Annotated in this window: 16 protein-coding genes; 3 read left to right on the forward strand and 13 right to left on the reverse strand. The window is 64.5% G+C overall.

The genetic code is table 11. The annotated features are described in order from the left end of the window. Positions 1-58: 58 nt before the first annotated feature. A complete protein-coding gene (gene aceE, locus B0E41_RS08290) occupies positions 59-2,761 on the reverse strand; it encodes a pyruvate dehydrogenase (acetyl-transferring), homodimeric type (RefSeq protein ID WP_077330605.1) in 2,703 nt (900 codons plus the stop codon). 193 nt (positions 2,762-2,954) lie between these two features. On the opposite strand from aceE, the gene B0E41_RS08295 reads away from it, so the two are divergent. From B0E41_RS08295 to folD, 3 genes are all read left to right on the forward strand, one after another. Beyond that, positions 2,955-5,444: a PAS domain S-box protein gene (locus B0E41_RS08295; RefSeq protein WP_077330606.1), complete on the forward strand. Its 2,490-nt coding sequence runs from the start codon at positions 2,955-2,957 to the stop codon at positions 5,442-5,444. 65 nt (positions 5,445-5,509) lie between these two features. After that, entirely contained in the window at positions 5,510-6,136 is a 627-nt protein-coding gene (locus B0E41_RS08300; RefSeq protein WP_077330607.1) for a response regulator transcription factor, read from the forward strand. Positions 6,137-6,213: 77 nt separating this feature from the next. Then, positions 6,214-7,065, forward strand: a complete 852-nt coding sequence (gene folD, locus B0E41_RS08305; RefSeq protein WP_077330608.1) for a bifunctional methylenetetrahydrofolate dehydrogenase/methenyltetrahydrofolate cyclohydrolase FolD — start codon at positions 6,214-6,216, stop codon at positions 7,063-7,065. 37 nt (positions 7,066-7,102) lie between these two features. Here the strand turns inward: folD and B0E41_RS08310 are convergent, their stop codons facing one another. The 12 genes from B0E41_RS08310 to lpxA form a co-directional block, all read right to left on the reverse strand. Beyond that, the gene (locus tag B0E41_RS08310; protein WP_143433727.1) at positions 7,103-8,554 is read right to left on the reverse strand and encodes a hypothetical protein; all 1,452 of its coding nucleotides are present in this window, start codon (positions 8,552-8,554) and stop codon (positions 7,103-7,105) included. Between the two features lie 34 nt (positions 8,555-8,588). Next, positions 8,589-9,062: a DUF4149 domain-containing protein gene (locus tag B0E41_RS08315; protein WP_077330610.1), complete on the reverse strand. Its 474-nt coding sequence runs from the start codon at positions 9,060-9,062 to the stop codon at positions 8,589-8,591. Between the two features lie 5 nt (positions 9,063-9,067). Then, the gene (greA, locus tag B0E41_RS08320) at positions 9,068-9,544 is read right to left on the reverse strand and encodes a transcription elongation factor GreA (RefSeq protein ID WP_077330611.1); all 477 of its coding nucleotides are present in this window, start codon (positions 9,542-9,544) and stop codon (positions 9,068-9,070) included. Between the two features lie 190 nt (positions 9,545-9,734). After that, a complete protein-coding gene (locus B0E41_RS08325; RefSeq protein WP_077330612.1) occupies positions 9,735-10,463 on the reverse strand; it encodes an alpha/beta hydrolase in 729 nt (242 codons plus the stop codon). Positions 10,464-10,584: 121 nt separating this feature from the next. Further along, positions 10,585-11,568 carry a helix-turn-helix domain-containing protein gene (locus B0E41_RS08330; protein ID WP_077330613.1) on the reverse strand — a complete coding sequence of 328 codons (984 nt, stop codon included), beginning with the start codon at positions 11,566-11,568 and terminating at the stop codon, positions 10,585-10,587. Between the two features lie 113 nt (positions 11,569-11,681). After that, positions 11,682-14,963, reverse strand: coding sequence for a carbamoyl-phosphate synthase large subunit (gene carB, locus B0E41_RS08335; protein ID WP_077330614.1), 3,282 nt, complete (start codon positions 14,961-14,963; stop codon positions 11,682-11,684). A gap of 32 nt (positions 14,964-14,995) precedes the next feature. Continuing rightward, positions 14,996-15,358 carry a hypothetical protein gene (locus B0E41_RS08340; protein ID WP_077330615.1) on the reverse strand — a complete coding sequence of 121 codons (363 nt, stop codon included), beginning with the start codon at positions 15,356-15,358 and terminating at the stop codon, positions 14,996-14,998. 22 nt (positions 15,359-15,380) lie between these two features. Beyond that, positions 15,381-16,535, reverse strand: a complete 1,155-nt coding sequence (carA, locus tag B0E41_RS08345) for a glutamine-hydrolyzing carbamoyl-phosphate synthase small subunit (protein ID WP_077330656.1) — start codon at positions 16,533-16,535, stop codon at positions 15,381-15,383. Between the two features lie 264 nt (positions 16,536-16,799). Continuing rightward, on the reverse strand, positions 16,800-17,567 hold the full coding sequence (locus tag B0E41_RS08350; protein ID WP_077330616.1) for an RNA methyltransferase: 768 nt from the start codon (positions 17,565-17,567) through the stop codon (positions 16,800-16,802). Continuing rightward, positions 17,564-18,205 carry a ribonuclease HII gene (gene rnhB, locus B0E41_RS08355; protein WP_077330617.1) on the reverse strand — a complete coding sequence of 214 codons (642 nt, stop codon included), beginning with the start codon at positions 18,203-18,205 and terminating at the stop codon, positions 17,564-17,566. The genes B0E41_RS08350 and rnhB overlap by 4 nt, the downstream gene beginning before the upstream one ends. Then, positions 18,177-19,319, reverse strand: coding sequence for a lipid-A-disaccharide synthase (gene lpxB / locus B0E41_RS08360; RefSeq protein WP_253194696.1), 1,143 nt, complete (start codon positions 19,317-19,319; stop codon positions 18,177-18,179). Before lpxB ends, rnhB begins: the two co-directional genes overlap by 29 nt. A 19-nt stretch (positions 19,320-19,338) precedes the next feature. Continuing rightward, complete coding sequence (gene lpxA / locus B0E41_RS08365; RefSeq protein WP_077330618.1) at positions 19,339-20,127, reverse strand: acyl-ACP--UDP-N-acetylglucosamine O-acyltransferase; 789 nt, start codon at positions 20,125-20,127, stop codon at positions 19,339-19,341. Positions 20,128-20,129: the final 2 nt, after the last annotated feature.

Below are 20,129 nucleotides of genomic sequence, written 5' to 3' on the forward strand. Positions count from 1 at the left end.
GGCTGGTTTCGCCCCCTTGAGGGGGTAGCGCCGCAGGCGCTGCAGGGGTGGGTCAGCCTCATGCGTACAAGGGATTGATCTTGTCGACCTTGATGCCGTACTTCTTGATCGCCTCGGCCACCTTGGCCATCGGCAGCTTGCCCTCATCGGCCAGCGAGCGCAGGGCGGCGATCACGATGTAATGGCGGTTGATCTCGAAGTGCTCGCGCAGCTTGCTGCGGAAGTCGCTGCGGCCAAAGCCGTCGGTGCCCAGCACCTTGTACGAACGGCCCTTGGGGATGAACGGACGGATCTGCTCGGCGTAGTTCTTCATGTAGTCGGTGGAGGCAACCACCGGGCCGGCGTGTTTCTCCAGCTGTTGCGTCACGAAAGGCACACGCTGCTTGTCGGACGGGTGCAGCATGTTGAAGCGCTCGGCGTCCTGGCCGTCGCGGGTCAGCTCGTTGAAGCTCGGGCAGCTCCACACATCAGCCTGCACGCCCCAGTCGGTGGCCAGCAGCTCTTGGGCAGCGATGCTCTCGCGCAGGATGGTGCCGGAGCCCAGCAGTTGCACGCGCTGATCGCCCTTGGCGCCCGGCTTGCACAGGTACATGCCCTTGATGATCTGCTCTTCGGTGCCGGCGGTCAGGCCCGGCATGGCGTAATTTTCGTTCAGCAGGGTCAGGTAGAAATACACGTTGTCCTGTTTCTCCACCATGCGCTTCAAGCCATGGTGCAGGATCACGCCGACTTCGTGCGCGAAGGTCGGGTCGTAGCTGATGCAGTTCGGGATCGTGCCGGCCAGGATGTGGCTGTGGCCGTCTTCGTGCTGCAGGCCTTCACCGTTGAGCGTGGTGCGGCCCGACGTGCCGCCGAGCAGGAAGCCACGCGCCTGCATGTCGCCTGCCGCCCAGGCCAGATCGCCGATGCGCTGGAAGCCGAACATCGAGTAGTACACGTAGAACGGCACCATGATGCGGTTGCTGGTGCTGTAGCTCGTGGCCGCAGCGATCCAGCTGCTCATGCCGCCGGCTTCGTTGATGCCCTCTTGCAGGATCTGGCCGGCCTTGTCTTCCTTGTAGTACATGACCTGGTCTTTATCGACCGGGGTGTACTGCTGGCCTGCGGGGTTGTAGATGCCGATCTGGCGGAACAGGCCTTCCATGCCGAAGGTGCGGGCCTCGTCCACCAGGATGGGCACCACGCGCGGGCCCAGGGCCTGGTCGCGCAGCAACTGCGTCAGGAAGCGCACATAGGCTTGGGTCGTGGAGATTTCACGGCCTTCGGCGGTGGGCTCCATCACGCTCTTGAAGGTGTCGATCGAGGGCACGGTGAAGCTCTCGTCGGCCTTGGTGCGGCGGTGCGGCAGGTAGCCACCCAAGGCCTTGCGGCGGGCATGCAGGTACTGCATTTCCGGCGTGTCGTCGGCGGGCTTGTAGAACGGCAGCTTGGGCAGTTCGCTGTCGGGGATCGGCAGATTGAAGCGGTCGCGGAAGATCTTGATGTCCTCGTCGGTCAGCTTCTTGGTCTGGTGCACGTTGTTCTTGCCCTCGCCCGACTTGCCCATGCCAAAACCCTTGACGGTCTTGATCAGCAGCACGGTGGGCTGGCCCTTGTGGTTCACCGCCTTGTGGTACGCGGCATAGACCTTTTGTGGGTCGTGGCCACCGCGGCGCAGGTTCCAGATGTCGTCGTCGCTCAGGTGCGCCACCATCTCCAGCGCCTTGGGGTCGCGGCCGAAGAAATGCTTGCGCACGTAGGCGCCGTCGTTGGCCTTGAACGCCTGGTAGTCGCCGTCCAGCGTGTCCATCATGATCTTGCGCAGGGCGCCGTCTTTGTCGCGCGCCAGCAGCGGGTCCCAGTTGGAGCCCCAGAGCAGCTTGATCACGTTCCAGCCGGAGCCGCGGAACTCCCCTTCAAGCTCCTGGATGATCTTGCCGTTGCCGCGCACCGGGCCGTCCAGGCGTTGCAGGTTGCAGTTCACCACGAAGATCAGGTTGTCGAGGTTCTCGCGAGCGGCCAGGCTGATGGCGCCCAGCGACTCGACCTCGTCCATTTCGCCGTCGCCGCAAAACACCCAGACCTTGCGGTTTTCGGTGTTGGCGATGCCGCGGGCGTGCAGGTACTTCAGGAAGCGTGCCTGGTAGATGGCCATCAGCGGGCCCAGGCCCATGGACACCGTGGGGAACTGCCAGAACTCGGGCATCAGCTTGGGGTGCGGGTAGCTGGAGAGGCCCTTGCCGTCCACTTCCTGGCGGAAGTTCAGCAGTTGCTCTTCGGTCAGGCGGCCTTCCAGATAGGCGCGGGCGTACACGCCGGGCGACACATGGCCCTGGATGTAGAGGCAGTCGCCACCGTGGTTTTCACTCTCGGCGTGCCAGAAGTGGTTGAAGCCGGCGCCGAACATATGGGCCAGCGAAGCAAAAGAACCGATGTGGCCACCGAGATCGCCACCGTCTTCTGGGTTGTGCCGGTTGGCCTTGACGACCATCGCCATGGCGTTCCAGCGCATGTAGGCGCGCAAGCGCTCTTCGATCTCGATGTTGCCCGGGCAACGGGCTTCTTCGTTGATCTCGATGCTGTTGACGTAGCCGGTGTTGGCCGAGAACGGCATGTCGATGCTGTTCTGGCGGGCCTCTTCGAGCAACTGCTCCAGCAGGAAGTGCGCGCGCTCCGGCCCCTCCCGCTCAATCACGGCGGCCAGCGCCTCCATCCATTCGCGGGTTTCCTGGGAATCGGCATCCCCTGTACCACGGCCATTGAGAGCGTCGGACGCTGACATGTTTGTCTCCTGTTGGTTTGAAATAAAGCTTACGGCTGCGATCCTGCAGTGTCACGGATTTTTCCACAGAATTCGTTCAATTTCAATATGTGCTTTCACTTTTTATAATATGAAATTATAAGATATCAAATTTGTAGCACTCCCTGAGGCATTTCGACACATGCTGGAAAGGGCCCGCACGTAAACTCGACACATGAAATCTGCCCCCGACAAACAGGTCCTCCAAGCGGGTGATCACACCCCGCTGGAATGGTGGAACCGCTGGTGGCGCAAGCTGCCGCCCTCGCGCCAAGACCGTTTTGCGACGCTGGCACCCCTGCTCTCAGTGCTGCTCTTTCTCTCGGCCATTGCCGTGGCGATCACCTACCTGCGTTATGAAGAACTGGAGCGCGAACAAGAAGCGGTCACCCGCGACGTCGAATACGCGCAACAGCGCCTGCGGTTGCGCCTGCTGGAACGCCAGGAACAGCTGATGCGACTCGCCCGCGAGGTGGACAACAAGGAAATCAGCGCCGAGGAGTTCGAGTTCCAGGCCGAAACGCTGATCAGCCAGTTCCCCGAACTGCAGGCAATCAGCTGGGTGGACGCCCGCCGCACTGTCGCGGCCAGCTACACATCCCCCAGTGCCCCGGTGAACCTCACGCGCCTGAAGGGCGTCACCATGAGCGCGGCTGAAACAGACGGATCGTTCGAGCTGGCTCGTGATCTGCGCCAACCGATCTACTCTCGCCCGCTGGGCAGTGACGCTCGCCAGTCCTCCCTGATGTTGCAGGTGCCGCTGACTGAACAAGGTCGCTTTGCCGGTACCGTGATGGGTGAGTACTCGATTGATGGCCTCATGCGCTTTGGCATGCCACCCGAAATCATGGCCCGTTACGCCGTCGCGCTGATGGACGACAGAGGGCAGGTGCTGGCAGGCAGCCTGCAATCGCCGAGCGCCGTGCTGCGCCTTCTGCCCTGGTCGCCCCAGCCGCTGGAACACGAGGTACCGGTCTCGCCGGTGGGCAACGGTTTGCTGCTGAAAGCGCAGGGCTACCGCACCTCGCAGGACATCGTGGGCAGCGGTTTTTTCTGGGTCATCGGTGCACTCTCCGCGCTCACGGTCTGGATGCTGCTCGGCACCTGGCGTCACACCCGCCGCCGGGTCCAGGCGCAGCAAGCCTTGGTGTCTGAAACCAACTTCCGCCGTGCCATGGAGAACTCCATGCTCACGGGCATGCGCGCGCTGGACATGCAGGGCCGCATCACCTACGTGAACCCGGCCTTCTGCTCCATGACCGGCTGGACCGAGGCCGAGCTGATGGGCCGCACGGCGCCCTTCCCCTACTGGCCGGAAGACGACCATGACCAGTTGGCTGCGAGACTGGAAGACGAGCTCAGCGGCCGCTCCACACCCGGCGGTTTCGAGGTGCGCGTTCAGCGGCGCGACGGCAGCATCTTCGACGCCCGCATGTACGTCTCGCCACTGATCGACCCCAAGGGCCATCAGACCGGCTGGATGACCTCGATGACCGACATCACCGAGCCCAAGCGCATCCGCGAGGAGCTGTCCGCGTCCTACGAGCGCTTCACCACCGTGCTGGAATCGCTGGACTCGGCGGTCTCGGTCGCACCCCTGGGCAGCGACGAGATGCTGTTTGCCAACAAGATGTACCGACTGTGGTTCGGTACCCGTGGGCTCGGCCACCGCCATCTGGTTGATCTCGCTGGCAACCAGCCCACACCCAGTCCCGACAACGGCGACGCAGTGGACGCCTTCGCCGGCATGCCCACCGACACGCTGACCGACGCGGGCTCGGAAAACGCTGAGGTCTTTGTCGAGGAACTCGACCGCTGGCTGGAGGTGCGCACCCGCTACCTGACCTGGGTCGACGGGCGTCTTGCACAGATGGCCATCGCCAGCGACATCACGCCCCGGCGTAACGCCGAAGTCCAGGCAGCTCTGCAGAACGAACGGGCCCAGACCGCCAGCCGGCTGATCACCATGGGCGAGATGGCGTCGAGCGTGGCGCACGAACTCAACCAGCCGCTCACCGCCATCAGCAACTACTGCAACGGCATGATCTCGCGCCTGAAGGAACAGCGCATCAGCAACGAAGACTTGCTCGGCGCGCTCGACAAGACCGCCCGGCAGGCCCAGCGCGCGGGCCAGATCATCCAGCGCATCAAGGCCTTCGTGAAGCGCAGCGAGCCCAACCCCATGCCGTCGGACGTGTCCACCATGGTGAGCAACGCGATCGAGCTGGCCGACATCGAGCTGCGGCGCCAGCAGGTGCGTTTGTCGCCCTATGTCGCTGCGCGAATGCCCAGCCTGATGGTCGACCCGATCCTGATCGAGCAGGTGCTGATCAACCTGCTGAAGAATGCGGGCGAAGCCATCGCGCAGGCTGGACGGCCACCGGGCGAGCGCTACATCGAGTTGCGTGTCGGGCCACGCCGCATTGACGATCAGGAAGTGGTCGAGTTCTCGGTGCGCGACTCGGGCAACGGCGTGCCTGACGAAATGATCGAGCGCATCTACGAAGCCTTCTACAGCACCAAGAGCGAAGGCATGGGCATCGGCCTCAAGCTGTGCCGCAGCATCGTGGAGTCTCACCACGGCAGGATGCAGGTGCAGAACATCTACAATGGCGACGAGGTGGTGGGTTGCTGCTTCAGTTTCTGGATACCGGTGCAGTCCTGACTGACACCCTCCCTGGAAACCACCGAACCCGCCACAGCGTCGTTGCCTGACACAGAAAGAGCGAGATGAGTTTGATCCCCAAAAAAGGCACCGTCTATGTCGTCGACGACGACGAGGCCGTTCGAGACTCCCTGCAGTGGCTGCTCGAAGGCAAAGACTACCGGGTCCGGTGCTTCGAATCCGCAGAGGCCTTTCTCAGCCGCTACGACGCCCGTGAAGTGGCCTGCCTGATCGCCGACATCCGCATGGGTGGCATGACCGGCATGGAACTGCAGGAAAAACTGATCGAACGCCAATCGCCGCTGCCCATCGTCTTCATCACCGGCCACGGCGATGTGCCGATGGCGGTGGAGTCCATGAAAAAGGGGGCGCTGGACTTCATCCAGAAGCCGTTCAAGGAAGACCAGCTCGTGGTGCTCGTCGAGCGCATGCTGGAAACCGCCAAGGAAGCCTTCGCCACCCACCAGCAGGCCGCCAGCCGCGACGCCCTGCTGTCCAAACTGACCGGCCGTGAAGCCCAGGTGCTGGAGCGCATCGTCGCAGGCCGCCTGAACAAGCAGATTGCCGACGACCTCGGCATCAGCATCAAGACGGTGGAGGCGCACCGCGCCAACATCATGGAAAAACTGGGCGCCAACACCGTGGCCGACCTGCTCAAGATCGCCCTCGGCCAGACGCCCGCCAAAGCCTGACACTGCCCCACCCCATGCCACAACGCCCGCCCTCACCGGCGGGCGTTTCCATTTCAACCACTGCACAGACACTCACCATGACCGCCCAACTGATCGACGGCAATGCCCTCTCCCGTCAACTGCGCGCCGACGTCGGCGCGCGCGTGACCGCGCTCAAGGCCAAAGGCATCACGCCAGGCCTGGCGGTGGTTCTGGTGGGCGACAACCAGGCATCGCAGGTCTATGTGCGCAACAAGGTCAAGGCCTGCGAAGACACCGGCATGCACTCGGTGCTGGAGACCTGGCCAGCCACCATGAGCGAGGCCGAGTTGCTGGCACGGGTGGACGCGTTGAACCACGACACCAGCATCCACGGCATCTTGGTGCAGCTGCCCCTGCCGGCGCACATCGATGCGCAAAAAGTGATCGAGGCGATCTCACCGGCCAAGGATGTCGACGGCTTTCACATCGCCAGCGCTGGCGCACTCATGACCGGCCTGCCCGGCTTCTGGCCCTGCACACCCTATGGCTGCATGAAGATGCTGGAGAGCATCGGCTACGAGCTCAAAGGCAAACACGCGGTGGTGATCGGTCGCAGCAACATCGTGGGCAAACCCATGGCGCTGATGCTGCTGCAGCAGAACGCCACCGTGACCATCTGCCACAGCGGGACCAAGGACCTGAAAGCCATGACGCTGCAGGCCGACGTGATCGTCGCCGCCGTGGGCAAGCGCAACGTGCTCACGGCCGACATGGTCAAGCCCGGCGCGGTGGTGCTCGACGTGGGCATGAACCGCAATGAGGAAGGCAAGCTCTGCGGCGACGTGGACTTTGCCGGCGTGAAAGAGGTGGCGAGTTACATCACGCCGGTACCCGGCGGCGTCGGCCCCATGACCATCACCATGCTGATGGTGAACACGCTGGAATCGGCCGAGCGTCTGGTCGGCTGACACGACAGCCCGGAGCACCTGCGTACAGGCTCCCGCGTCAGAGCCCTTTGAGCCGCTCGCAGGGTTGGGGATAGAAACCGAGCAGCGGCGCCGGGCTGGCCGAGGCAGACATCGGCCCCAGCCCCCACTTTTCCATGAAGTCCCAGTGCTTTTGCTGTCCCATCCAGCCCGCCTGGTAGGCGCGCGCGGGGTCCAACCGCAGGAGTTGCGCATCGGCCAGTGGCACGTTATGACCATTGGCAAGGTACTGCTCCAGCCAGCACAGCTTGACCGAAGCAAAGTAGCGCCCATGCTGATACGCCCGACGCGTTTCTGGCACGGCGCGGACCACGAAAATCAGCAACAACACCAGCATCAGCGGCGCGGCACGCTCCCGGTGACGGAACAGCAGCAGGTGGAGCGCGGCCACGGCCGGAAGCACCAACGCGGTGTACCGGGACGCCGTCGCCGCTTCCACACCCAGCTGCACCCGCCCGTAGGCGGTGAGCAGCGCAAACACCAGGCTGCATCCCAGCAGGATCACGCACACCTGCCAGAGGCGCTCCGAAGCCTCATGCCCTGACGGTCCGGACCGAGCGGACAGTGGCCTCAAACCGACCACAAACGCTCCCAGCATCGCCAACAGAAACACCGCGCCCACCGGGTAAATAAACCAACCCGAAGCGCGCTGGACCATCAGCACAAAGTAGCTCAACATGGCCGCCATGAACGGCAGGTAGTCCAGCGGGTTGGGACGCATGGACTGGAAGCCCTCGGCGGACACCACGAACCGGTAGTCCACCAAAAAGGCCGCCACCGTGAGAAAGCAGGTGGCCAAGAGCACCAGCGCGTGCCGTCGCCGCGCAGCAGCTCCGCGCCAGGCCTCCAACAGCAACACCAGCGCCAGCGCCGGCAGCGCCGTCAGACCGAAACCCGTGAAGCCCAGCGCGACCACAAGCGCGGCCACCACCGCCGTGCGGGCCCATCCCGGCGTCCAAAGCCAGACGTTGACCAGCAGCATCAGCAGGCACAGCGGAAAGATGCTGTGCGAGGCGTTGGGTGCCACCCACAGGGTCTCAAAACCGCTGACGCCCCAAAACGCCAACAGCAACAGCGCATCCCAAATCGACCACGAACCTGGCAGCAGTTGCCGGCGCAGACGCAAGGCCAACGCACCCGACGCCAGCTGCACGCAAGCGATCCAGAAGCTGTCCAGGCGCACGTTCCAGTCGCTGAGGTGGTAGGCCGGCAAAACCATCGCAAAACTCAGTCCCTGACGGTGCGGTCCGTGCTGCCAGACAAACGCCACCGGCACATCACTCCACTGGAAGCCGTTGTACAAGCGTGTGAGCAACGCCCATTGGTCGGAGAACGGCACATTGACAGAGAGCAGCCAGGTCATGCCCAGGAGGCGCGCGGCGAGCAACACGCCGAGCATCACCAATACCGACGTGATCGCGCGGGGTGGCAACCCATCCACCCACGCAGACAGTCGCCGAGGCAGGCTCACGGGGCACCTTTGTCCAGCGGGCGGGCCGGCGAGCTCATGGCCTTGTCGGCACCCTCACCCGACCGGCGAACCGCCACAACACGGCCCCGGTGCACAGCCATTGGCCCAGCACCATGACGGACCCTAGGCTGTGCCAGAGCCGCAGATTCCCCCCTGTGGCTCTGGCACTCACGATTTTCGGTGCCACGCCGAGCTCCTGAATCAGGGCCAGCAACATGGCCACGAGCACCAGCCCCAGAGTGATCAACACCGCTTTCAGAGCCGCCAGCGAATCAGGCGACGCCTGCACGCTCAAGACCGCCCGCTGCCGGCGCAGGATCAGCATCAGCACCACCCCAAGAAACAGGCCCGCCCAGCACTGCAGGGAAAACAGCTTGGCGGCCACCGGCCCGGCCACCGCAGGGTTGCCCAGGCTCACGAACAGCGTGGGCACAGCCAGAAAACTCAATGCGCTGATGCCACCCCACCACAGGGCGGCCACCGTCACCGCCAGGCGCTGCAGGGGCATGGGTTTCAGACGTAGCGGACCGCGACGATTTCGAAGCGGCGCGTGCCACCGGGCGTTTGCACCACGGCCACGTCGCCCTCTTCCTTGCTGATCAGCGCCCGCGCGATGGGGCTGCTGATGTTCACCAAGCCGAGCTTCAGATCGGCCTCGTCTTCACCGACGATCTGGTAAGTCACCTGGGTACCCGTGTCTTCATCGGCCAGTTCCACCGTCGCTCCAAACACCACCCGGCCAGCGGCGTCGAGGGTCGAGGGGTCGATGATCTGAGCCATCGACATCTTGCTATCAATTTCGGCAATGCGGCCTTCGATGAAACCCTGCCGTTCTTTGGCGGCATCGTAGTCGGCGTTTTCGCTCAAGTCACCCTGTGCACGGGCTTCGGCAATCGCCTGGATCACAGCCGGTCGCTCCACGGTCTTGAGCTTGTGCAACTCGGCCTTGAGCAGTTCGGCTCCGCGTTTGGTGATGGGAAAGGTGGACATCGGGATCTCCAGATCAGGGACGGGCCCTGGATCCGGACCCGTTGGGCAGCGCTGGCCACCCGGAAAAAGGCAAACCGCCGAACGTTTCCGGTCGGCGGCCTCAATGACCGAAATTATGCCCTGAATCACCCGTCCGGATTCAAGCACCGAACCTCCGCGCGCTCAATCGACCGCGCGTGGAGGCCCCCGGTCAATCCCGCCCGGCTCGCTCGATGGCGTCGGCCAACCGGGCCGGATCGGTGAAACACAGCTCGTGGCTGCCCTGACACTCCACCAGTCGGAACAGGCCCAGCCGCTCCGACAGGCGCGGGTGCCAAGGCAGGCTGTGCGGCAAGGCCGTGTCCTGCTGGCAATTGATGTAACTCTTGCCCATCGGCAGGGCCGCCAGCGGCGTCGTCAGCCGCGCCTTGTCGGTGAAGGTCTTGTTCGGGTGCGGGTTGAGCAGGCCAAACGCCCGCTCGGCCAGTGCGGCATCGGCGTCGTTGATGAAGGCCTCGCGCCAGATCGGATACGGCAGCATCACGGCGCCTTTGTTCGCAGCGGCAATGCCGTCGAACAGTTGCACATAGTGCGGCGGCACCAGGTCGTTGAGGCTCTCCCCGTCCAGCGGCACGAAAGCGTTCCAGTACACCAGGCGGCGGATGCGGTGACCGACCTGGTCGGCCGCGTGGCTGATCACCATGCCGCCGTAGCTGTGGCCCATGAGGCGCACCTCCTTGAGGTCGTGCTCGTTGAGGAAGTCGATCAACGATTGCGCCGCCTCGGCCAGTCCGGTGGTGGCGCGGTCATCGCCCGGGCGGTTACCAACCAGTGTCGGGCAATGCACGACGTGACCCCTCGCACGCAGGTGCTGCGCGACAGGCTCCATGAGTTCGCCCGTGTGCCAGGCGCCGTGAACAAGAACATAGGTATCGGACATGCGTGTCTCCAGAAAGTGGGCGTTGTGCAGGGGTTTCCCTGCTGAGCGCCAATCTACCGATCTGGGAAGCGCCCCAATGGCCGGATTGCGCCAGCCGTCTGGCCGCCATGCGCCAGGGGACTCAGCCGCCCGGGTGCTGCTGGCGCCACCGCAGCGGCGTCACGCCTGCATCGCGCTGGAAGTCGCGTCCGAAATGGGACGCGTCGGTGTAACCACAGCGGCGGCCCACCTCCGCCACGGACAAACCGGCGAGTCGACGCTGTGACAGCAACAGCCGGGCATGGCCCAGCCGCAGCTGGCGCCAGCGCCCCGCCACGGTGTCACCCACCCGGGCAAACGCGCGGTGCAGGCTGCGCGGCGACACCCCCAGGTGCTGCGCCAGATCGGCCGCCCGCCACCCGGACTGATCCAGCCGTTCACGCATCCAGGCCACCGCGCGGGCATGCAGGTCGTGTATGGTGGTGGCGCAGGTCGGCCCGGGCGGCGGCTCCAGCGCTGCAGCCAGCAAGGCGCCGAACTGGTCTTCCACCCAGGTCGGCGCCATGTGTGCGGCCAGCGCGGGATCGCGTCCGAGCTGCAGACACAGCGCCGACAGCACCGCTCCCCAGCCCTGTTCGCGGTGGATGGCGCGCGCGGTCGGCACCTCCACCGCCGTCAGCCACTCGCCGACCCAGGCACGCGGCATCTGCACCGACAGGCAGCCCACCGAATGCGGAAAATGAAGTTCGTAAGGCTGTGAAGCATCCACCAGCACCGCGTCGCCGGGCCGAAGGTTCAGGAAATGTCCGCCCTGTTTCACATGCCAGGGGTGGTCCAGCTGGGCGATCAGGTAGAAGGGAAACGCTTGGCTGCGCGCGATGCTGGTCGGCGTGCGGTACACGTCCTGCGTCGATGCCTGCACCCGGTTGACCGCCAGCCGGTCGAGCGGCAGGTGCGTCAGGCGGCCATCGAAGCAATCGGCCGCGCGCGAGCTGCAATCCATCTCCAGAAAGGCTTCGCAGATCGCGCCCACCCAATAGTCCAGGCGCTCGATGGGACGCGCCTGCGCGGTGGTCCATTCGCGCAGGCCATGGGCGGCGGCTGGGGCAGAAAGCACAACGGGCATGGCCGCAATCTAGCGTCCATGCCCGTCGGGTTCAAGAGGGAAAGCCCCGGTCAACACCGGTCAGCCCCGATCCGGCGCCGGGTCGCCCCGAGCCGGATCAGCCTCTCGAATGATCAGAGTTGCGCGTGCATCTCCTGCACCGAAATCACGCCCAGGCTGTCCATGTACTTCATGCCTTCCACGGCCGCTTCGGCGCCGAAGATGGTGGTGAAGGTGGTCACACGCGCCAGCAGCGACGAGGTGCGGATCGCGCGCGAATCGGCGATCGCGTTGCGGCGCTCTTCCACGGTGTTGATCACGAGGCTGATGTCGCCGTTCTTGATCATGTCCACGATGTGCGGACGGCCTTCGGTCACCTTGTTGACCGTGACCACCGGCACACCGGCCGCCGAGATGGCCGCAGCGGTGCCGCGCGTGGCGACCAGCTCGAAGCCCATTGCCACCAGCGCGCGCGCAATCTCGACCGCACGCGGCTTGTCTCCGTTCTTCACGGTCAGGAAGACCTTGCCCGACGGGCTGCCGTCGGCCTTGAGCGGACGCGGCAGCTTGGTCCCAGCACCCAGTTGGCTCTTCACGAAAGCCTCGCCGAAGGTCTTGCCCACACCCATCACCTCGCCGGTCGACTTCATCTCGGGGCCGAGAATCGTGTCCACGCCAGGGAACTTCACGAACGGGAACACCGCTTCCTTGACGCTGAAATAAGGCGGTGTCACTTCAGCGCCGATGCCCTGATCGTCAAGCGACTGGCCGGCCATGCAACGCGCCGCCACCTTGGCCAACTGGATGCCCGTGGCCTTGGACACGAAGGGCACCGTGCGCGAGGCGCGTGGGTTCACTTCCAGCACAAAGATCACGTCCTTCTTGACGCCGTCTTCTTCCTTTTCCTGGATGGCAAACTGCACGTTCATGAGCCCGATCACGTTCAGGCCTTGTGCCATGGCGGCGGTCTGGCGCTTGAGCTCGTCGATCGTGGCCTTGCTCAGGTAATACGGTGGCAGCGAACAGGCCGAGTCACCGCTGTGCACGCCGGCCTGCTCGATGTGTTCCATGACGCCGCCGATGAAGACACGGCCGGTGTGGTCGCGGATCGCGTCGACATCGCACTCGATGGCGTCATTCAGGAAGCGGTCCAGCAGCACGGGCGAATCGTGGCTCACCTTCACCGCTTCGCGCATGTAGCGCTCTAGGTCGCGCTGCTCGTGCACGATTTCCATGGCGCGGCCGCCGAGCACGTAGCTCGGGCGCACCACCAGCGGGTAGCCGAGGGAAGAGGCTTTCTCCAGCGCCTCAGGTTCGGTGCGTGCGGTTGCGTTGGGCGGCTGTTTGAGGTTCAGTTCATGCAGCAAGGCCGAGAAACGCTCGCGGTCTTCGGCCGCGTCGATCATGTCGGGGCTGGTACCGATGATGGGCACGCCCGCGGCTTCGAGGCCGAGCGCGAGCTTCAACGGCGTCTGGCCGCCGTACTGCACGATCACGCCCAGCGGTTTTTCCTTGTCCACGATTTCCAACACGTCTTCCAGCGTCAGTGGCTCGAAGTACAGGCGGTCGCTGGTGTCGTAGTCGGTGGACACGGTTTCCGGGTTGCAGTTGACCATGATGGTCTCGTACCCGTCTTCGCGCATGGCCAGCGCCGCGTGCACGCAGCAGTAGTCGAACTCGATGCCCTGGCCGATGCGGTTGGGTCCGCCACCGAGCACCATGATCTTCTTATTGTTGGTCGGCTCGGCTTCGCACTCGCCGTCGCCGTGACCTTCGTAGGTGGAGTACAGGTAGGCGGTGTCGGTCGAGAACTCTGCCGCGCAGGTATCCACGCGCTTGTAGACCGGGCGGATGTTCTGCGCAATGCGGCGCTCGCGCACAGCGGCGTCGGTGGTCTTGAGCAGCTTGGCCAGGCGGCGGTCCGAAAAACCCTTCTTCTTCAGGCCACGCAGCGTGTCGGCGTCCAGCGCCTCCAGGCTGGTTTGCTCCAGTTGCAGCTCGATCTTCACGATCTCTTCGATCTGCACCAGGAACCAGGGGTCGATCTTGGTGAATTGGTGCACCTCGGCCAGCGTCCAGCCGGCGGCGAAGGCATCGCCCACGTACCAGATGCGCTCAGGGCCGGGTTCACCCAGTTCACGTTCCAGGATCTCGCGGTCCTGGGTCTTTTCGTTCATGCCGTCCACGCCAACTTCCAGGCCGCGCAGGGCCTTCTGGAAGCTCTCCTGGAAGGTGCGGCCCATGGCCATGACCTCACCGACCGACTTCATCTGCGTGGTCAGGCGGCTGTCGGCGGTGGGGAATTTCTCGAAGGCGAAACGCGGAATCTTGGTGACCACGTAGTCGATGCTCGGCTCGAACGAGGCTGGCGTGGCGCCACCCGTGATCTCATTGCGCAGCTCGTCCAGCGTGTAGCCCACGGCCAGTTTGGCCGCGACCTTGGCGATCGGGAAGCCGGTCGCCTTGGAAGCCAGGGCCGACGAACGCGACACGCGCGGGTTCATCTCGATCACCACCATGCGACCGTCGGCCGGGTTGATGGAGAACTGCACGTTGGAGCCGCCGGTGTCCACACCGATCTCGCGCAGCACGGCCAGCGAGGCGTTGCGCAGGATCTGGTATTCCTTGTCGGTCAGCGTCTGGGCGGGCGCCACGGTGATGGAGTCGCCGGTGTGCACGCCCATCGGGTCCAGGTTCTCGATCGAGCAGATGATGATGCAATTGTCCGCCTTGTCGCGCACCACTTCCATCTCGTACTCTTTCCAGCCGAGCAGCGACTCTTCGATCAGCAGCTCGTTGGTGGGCGATGCTTCCAGGCCGCGCTTGCAGATGGTCTCGAACTCCTCCGGGTTGTAGGCAATGCCACCGCCGGTGCCGCCGAGCGTGAAGCTCGGGCGGATCACCACCGGGAAACCGACCGTCTTCTGCACGCCCCAGGCCTCTTCCAGGGTGTGGGCGATGCCCGAGCGCGCCGAACCCAGACCGATCTTGGTCATGGCGTCCTTGAACTTCAGCCGGTCTTCGGCCTTGTCGATGGCCTCGGGCGTGGCGCCGATCAGCTCCACGTCGTACTTCTCCAGCACGCCGTTGTGCCAGAGGTCCAGCGCGCAGTTGAGCGCGGTCTGGCCGCCCATGGTGGGCAGGATCGCGAAGCCACCGGCCGTGAGCGGGCGCTCCTTGGCGATGATCTTCTCCACCGTCTGCCAGGTGATGGGCTCGATGTAGGTGACGTCGGCCGTGGCCGGGTCGGTCATGATCGTGGCGGGATTGCTGTTGATCAGGACGACCTTGTAGCCCTCTTCGCGCAGCGCCTTGCAGGCCTGCACGCCGGAGTAGTCGAACTCACAGGCCTGGCCGATGATGATCGGGCCTGCGCCAATGATGAGCACGGTCTGGATGTCTGTTCTTTTGGGCATGGTTCGCTTGTATGTCTTGTAGCGCAGGCCGCTCAGGCTTGGCGCTGGGTGTCCAGTTTGTTCAGCAGCGCCTGGATGCGCTCGGCGGGCACGTTTTTCTGCATCAGTTGCAGCAGGCCGTCGCCCTCGATGATGGGACGCAGCACCTCGACCTCGGCCGGGTAAAACAGCGCATCCCAGGCGGCCAACTCGGTGTTGAAGGTCTCGTCGTCCCAGGTCTTGCCTTTGGCCAGCAGGGTCACGAGCGGCGAGGCCTTGTTTTCGACGAAGGCCTTTCGGTAGGGCTTTTGTGCCCAGCGCTGGGCAAACCACTCCTTGTGCGGCGAGGCCAGACCCAGCATGCGCTTGGCGATGGCTTTTTCGATCGCGAAAACCGGGAAACTGAAGAGCTTCATGGATGGTCCTTGGGGCGCGGGGTCAGGCCTTCGCCTGCATCAGACCGATGAACCGGTCAAACAGATAACCGATGTCGTGCGGGCCGGGCGAGGCTTCCGGGTGTCCCTGGAAGCAGAACGCTGGCTTGTCGGTGCGGGCCAGACCCTGCAGCGTGCCGTCGAACAGGCTCACATGCGTGGCCCGCAGGTTGTCCGGCAGGTGCTTCTCGTCCACCGCAAAACCGTGGTTCTGGCTGGTGATGCTCACGCGGCCGTTGTCGAGGTCTTTCACCGGGTGGTTGGCGCCGTGGTGGCCAAACTTCATCTTGAAGGTCTTGGCGCCACTGGCCAGCGCCATGATCTGATGGCCCAGGCAGATGCCGAAGGTGGGCACGCCGCTGTCGATGATCTCGCGTGCGGCGGCGATGGCGTAGTCGCAAGGCTCCGGGTCGCCAGGGCCGTTGGACAGGAACACGCCGCTGGGCTTGAGCTTGAACACGTCAGCCGCGGGCGTCTGGGCCGGAACGACCGTGATCTTGCAGCCGCGCTGAGCCAGCATGCGCAGGATGTTCTTCTTGACGCCGAAGTCGTAGGCCACGACATGAAACTTCGGTGCGATCTGCTCGCCGTAGCCGAAGCCAAGTTGCCACTCGGTCTGGCTCCAGTCGTAAGGCGAATCGGCCGACACGACCTTGGCCAGATCCTGCCCCGCCATGTTGGGCGCGGCCTTCGCTGCGGCGATGGCCTGCGCGCGGTGCGCGTCAGTGAGTGCTTCGCCTGCTGGCAGCGCAACAATGCAACCGTTCTGGGCACCGTGGGTGCGCAGGCGGCGCGTCAGGGCGCGCGTGTCCAGGTCGGCGATGGCCACCGTGCCCTCGGATTGCAGGTAGTCGGTAAGCGTCTTTTCGCTGCGGAAGTTGGACGCGAGCAAGGGCAGGTCTTTGATGATCAGGCCGGCTGCATGGATGCGGTTGGCCTCCACGTCTTCACCATTCACACCGGTGTTGCCGATGTGCGGGTAGGTGAGCGTGACGATTTGCTGGCAGTAGCTCGGATCGGTGAGGATTTCCTGGTAACCGGTCATGGCGGTGTTGAACACCACTTCACCGGTCGTCTGACCGGTGGCACCGATGGAAATCCCTGTAAAGACCGTGCCGTCGGCGAGCGCGAGAAGGGCTTTCGGATGGACGGGAAGCACGGTTTTCTCCAGAGAGTTTTCGAAACGCACCCGCCTGTCGCCACGAGGTGCCGCCGAGGCCGTTTCGCGCCCGCACCCAAAGCGTCGCAAGGGATCGCGACGGGGGTTGTATGCGGGGAATCTGGGCTGGCAGCCGGGGCTGACGCAGAGCTTGCGTCGGATGCGGGTAAACCTTGAGATTATAGCCGCTGGACGTTTGCGCCTCGGCCACCACGCCCCAGAAGCGCACCTGTTCGGGGCGCCCCAACAGGCGGAAACTCGGGTTCAGCGCGATGCCGCGCTGGTGTGCAGACAGATCGCGGCGGCCGCTGCGACGTTCAGCGACTCCTCGCCTCCAGGCTGGATGATGCGCACCGATTGGGTCGCAAGGGCTTCGATCGCCGGGCTCACGCCCTGCCCTTCGTGGCCCAGAACCCAGGCGCAGGGCCAGGGCAACCGGGCCTGATGCAGCAGATCACCTTGATGAGAACTGGTCACCAGCAGCGGCATGGCTAGGTCACCCAGATCGTCAGCCGCGATACCCTCCACCAAGTGAAGCGCAAAGTGCGCCCCCATGCCCGCGCGCAACACCTTGGGCGACCACAGCGCTGCCGTGCCCTTGAGCGCCAGCACCTGTGCAAAACCCATGGCGGCGGCGCTGCGCAGGATGGAGCCAACGTTGCCCGCGTCTTGCAGGCGGTCGAGCACCACTGCCGCGCAGCCCGCCTGAAGGCCTGTCGCCTCAGGCAGGTCACAGACAAAGCCGACACCCGCGGGGGATTCGAGGCCGCTGATCCCTGCCATCAGCGCGTCTGGCACGGTAACGATGTGATCGGCCGCGTCGCGCAGGTCGTGGGGCGCCTGGGGCCAGAAGCTCTCAGTGAAAACCGCCGTCGCAGGCCGCCGTCCGCGTGCGAGCAAGGCCCGGCAGAGGTGATCGCCCTCCAGCCACACCTGCCCCTGTTTGCGGTAGGCGGTGCTGTCCTGCGCGAGCAGGCGCAAGCGTTTGAGCAAAGGGTTGTCGCGCGAGGTGATGACAATGGGTGAATTCATGGAGGTGCTTTGTCCGAAGCGACGGCGAGCACCCGCGCCACGGGCGCGAAGCTGCGGCGGTGCTCGGCGATCGCTCCGTGCGCTTGCAGCGCCTGCAGGTGCGCGGCCGTGCCATAACCTTTGTGGCGGTCAAATCCGTACACGGGGTGCAACTGGTGTAACTCGTCCAGCAGGCGGTCCCTCGTGACCTTGGCGAGGATGGACGCCGCCGAGATGGCGGGCACCAGCGAATCGCCCGAGACGATGGCCTCGGCCAGCACGTCCAGCGTCGGCAGGCGGTTGCCATCGACCAGCACTTTGGCCGGCCTCAGGCGCAAGCCATTCACAGCGCGCTGCATGGCCAGCATCGTGGCCTGCAATATGTTGAGCTGATCGATCTCTTCCACCGAGGCCAGGGCCACGCTGCAGCACAGCGCCTTGGCACGGATTTCGTCGTACAGCTGCTCACGCCGCCGGGCGGTCAACTGCTTGGAGTCGGCCAGCCCTTTGATCGGTGCCTTGTCATTGAGGATCACGGCCGCAGCGACCACCGGACCGGCCAGCGGACCGCGCCCAGCCTCGTCCACACCCGCGACCAAACCCGGCACGTCCCAGATCAGGGACGCCTGCTCAGCCTTGAAGAACTTTTTCAATCGCATCGGCGGCCAATTGTGCGGTGTCGCGGCGCAAGCTCTGGTGCAGTTCGGTGAAGCGCGCTTGCAATGCAGCGGTTTTGGCTGGCGCGTCCAGCCATTCGAGTGTGGCCTGGGCCAGGGCCGGAGGCATGGCGGCATCTTGCAACAGCTCGGGCACCACAAAGTCGCGGCACAGGATGTTGGGCAGGCCCACCCAGGGCTGCAGCTGCTTGCGCCGCATGATGCGCCAGGACAACCCGTTCATGTTGTACGCGATCACCATCGGACGTTTGAACAGTGCCGCCTCCAGCGTGGCCGTCCCGCTCGCGATCAGCGTCACGTCGCAGGCCGCCAGCGCGTCGTGCGATCGACCGTCCAGCACCATCACGTCGTCCAGACCGCTGGCCGCTGCGATGGCCACGATGCTGTCTTTGAGCGCGGGCACGGCAGGCACCACGAATTTCAAGCCTGACCTTTGACGCCGCATCAGCACCGCTGCATCAAAGAAGCGCCCAGCGTTGTACTGCACTTCCGAACGGCGACTGCCGGGCAGGATCGCCACGACGGTCTCGTCATCACGCAACCCCAGCCGTCGCCGTGCCGCCGACCGGTCCGGCTCCAGAGGAATCACATTGGCCAGCGGGTGCCCCACATAGGTGGCGGCGATGCCATGCCGGGCAAGCAACTCAGGCTCGAACGGAAAGAGGCACAACACGTGGTCGGCACTGTTGCGCAGCTTCAAAACCTTCTTGGGCCGCCATGCCCAGAACGACGGACAGACAAAGTGAACGGTCCGAATGCCGTCGGCCTTCAACGCGGCCTCCAGGTCGAAATTGAAATCGGGCGCATCGACACCGATGAAGATGTCGGGCCGATCGGTCGTCAGGAGACGCTGCCTGAGTTGGTTGCGAATGCCGAGGATTTCCAGAAACTTCGGCAACACCTCGATGTACCCACGCACGGCCAGTTTGTCACTGGGCCACCAGGCATCGAAGCCTTGATGGGTCATGCTGGCGCCACCTATGCCCATGGCGGTGAGGCCGGGCCAACGCTCACGCAGGCCCTGGAGCAACAGCCCCGCGAGCAAGTCACCAGAAGCCTCACCGGCCACCATCGCAAAGCGGCGTTGCGCTTCCATGAATCGAACGGCGGAGCCGTTAACGGGCGATGCCGCGGGTCGCGGACGCGAGGAAGCGGTTCATCATCTCGACATCAGCGGAGGCTTCGGGGGTGTCCTGGGCCAGGGCTTCAATGCCGCTGCGCGCCTGCACCAAAGTGAGCCCCTGGCGGTACAGCAGCTTGTGCATCTGCTTCACCGCCGCCACACGCTCCGGCGTGAAGCCGCGACGCCGCAAACCCACCACATTGAAGCCGCGCACGGCCAAGGGATTGCCATCCACCAGCATGAAGGGCGGCACGTCTTGCGACACCGCGCTGGCAAAACCGACCATCGCGTGCGCACCGACCGACACGAACTGATGGATCCCGGTCAGGCCACCGACCGTCACCCAATCGGCGAGATGCACGTGACCCGCGAGCGTGGTGTTGTTCGCCAGCGTGGTGTGGTTGTCAACGATGCAATCATGGGCAATGTGCGTGTACGCCATGATCCAGTTGTCGCTGCCCACCCGAGTGACCCCGCCCGCACCCGGTACACCCAGGTTGAAGGTGCAGAACTCGCGAATGGTGTTGCGGTCCCCAATGATCAGCTCGGTGGGCTCACCCGCGTACTTCTTGTCTTGCGGTATTGCACCGATCGAGTTGAACTGGAAAATCCGGTTGTCCCGGCCGATGGTGGTGCGGCCATCAACCACACAATGGGCGCCGATGGTGGTGCCGGCACCCACCTTCACGTGAGGGCCGATCAGGGTGTATGCCCCGACAGACACCGAACTGTCGAGTTCGGCTTGCCGGTCCACCAGAGCGGTGGCGTGAATCTGCGTCACAG

This window comes from Hydrogenophaga sp. A37, assembly GCF_002001205.1.
Lineage (GTDB): Bacteria > Pseudomonadota > Gammaproteobacteria > Burkholderiales > Burkholderiaceae_C > Hydrogenophaga.